This window comes from Bacillus cereus group sp. N21 (assembly GCF_016483395.1).
Lineage (GTDB): Bacteria > Bacillota > Bacilli > Bacillales > Bacillaceae_G > Bacillus_A > Bacillus_A pseudomycoides.
This window is the reverse complement of sequence record NZ_JAEHBX010000185.1, coordinates 1-1,562: the sequence shown is the minus strand read 5'-3', so window position 1 is coordinate 1,562 and position 1,562 is coordinate 1. Positions and strand designations below refer to the sequence as shown.

Below are 1,562 nucleotides of genomic sequence, written 5' to 3'. Positions count from 1 at the left end.
TCATGATAACCCCAGTCTATCTTCTGCGCTCTTATTTTATGTTGTTCATACAGTTCTTTTAAACGTGGTTCTAATCGGAAATCTAAATCATTTGTTAGCATATATAAGCGCCCCCTTTTCTTATCATAGATAGTCATTCTATTTTTACATTCATTTTTATCCTTAAAAATTTTCTACAAATAAATATTACTTTCCTTTTTTAAGTCAAACATAACAAATTTTTAACAAAACTCTTTAAGAACGCTTTATTTCTATATGGGGTACAGACCGCAAATCGAAAAAAAACCACGTTAAGCAAATTTCAACATAAAATGATGTGGATTTTGTCTCGTTAAGAGTATTTCAATGCAACACAACATCATTTAAACAGACTATAATAAAAAGAGGATACTATGTTCAATACGAGAGCATATTTCCTCTTTTTTTATACATAATGGAATTATTAATCAGATATTAATAGGATGGTATATGATGTACACAATGTTTACAGAGGTTTATAAAAAAATCTAAGGGAACACCGTTCCACTCCCTTTTTAACTAAAGGGCAGTAGAGTTTAACAAGGGGGTACTTATGAGTTGTGAAAGTGTATTACACCAAATTGAAGTAGCTGTAAAAACAGTAATCGAAATAATAGGCAATTTAGAGGAAAACGATTTACAAAAAAGACCAACACCTAATAAGCATTCTATCGGGGAACTATTAGAACATATGGTAGTGATTTGTGAAGCTGATTGGCGTATTTCAAAAGAAGCAACGCAAGAAGAAATGGAAAATTTTTATTCAGGAGTATCATATAAAACCTTAGACTCAATAAAAGATGGTTTCCTTACCAATTTTGAATCATTAAAAAATAAATATATGAATTTATCCGAGGCAGAACTCCTATCTCAAACTACTTCATATTGGGATTTGACTTATACAAGATATGAATGGCTGTTAGAGATATTAGCACACGTTTATCATCATCGGGGACAATTACACGCTATGCTTGTTCACTGTTATGATAAAGACCCTAAAATCTTAATGTTTGAATGATATTTCTTCCATTAACGTGCGCTTTAGTTGAATTGCGTGTTACCTAGTAGGCTGTTTGACATATTGTACATGACCAGTATGCAAAATAGCTTATTTTCACAAGTTTTTTTGATATTAGGTCTTGATAAATGATGTTGTGTTGTATTGTATTACAGGGGTAGTGACAGGGTTCTTGCTATGAACCGCAAAGTAAATTCTTTAAATCATATAAAATAATAAAACTCGTTTTCATACGTTTTCACTACTTTCTAATTTTGTTATTGGTAGTAAAAACTTAAAAGATTAATGGTATTTTACACACACTAACAACATATTTAGATGTAAGATGTTAGATTAAGCGCTTGAAAATATATACAGTTGATGAGATAGCCTTAAAGGACAATTCCCAACAAGATCACTGTACATTGGCTATGATGGGGTTATTTACACGGTTAGACCGTGCACAAAGAGAAGAGGCGATAAACATGCAGTCAACGGAAGCGCATATGAAGGAAAAACAACGTAGAGAAAAAATAGAAATAATATT

The 1,562-nt window shown here is 31.4% G+C and carries 1 protein-coding gene and 2 pseudogenes; 2 read left to right on the top strand and 1 reads right to left on the bottom strand.

Going from position 1 to position 1,562, the window contains the following annotated elements:
• Window positions 1-101: pseudogene (locus JDS96_RS30360) on the bottom strand (acyl-ACP desaturase); the annotation flags it as partial.
• A 470-nt stretch (window positions 102-571) separates the two neighbouring features.
• Between JDS96_RS30360 and JDS96_RS30355 the strand changes: the two are divergent.
• A complete protein-coding gene (locus JDS96_RS30355) occupies window positions 572-1,036 on the top strand; it encodes a DinB family protein (protein WP_199669080.1) in 465 nt (154 codons plus the stop codon).
• Window positions 1,037-1,377: 341 nt separating this feature from the next.
• A pseudogene (locus JDS96_RS31780) lies at window positions 1,378-1,562 on the top strand (hypothetical protein); the annotation flags it as partial.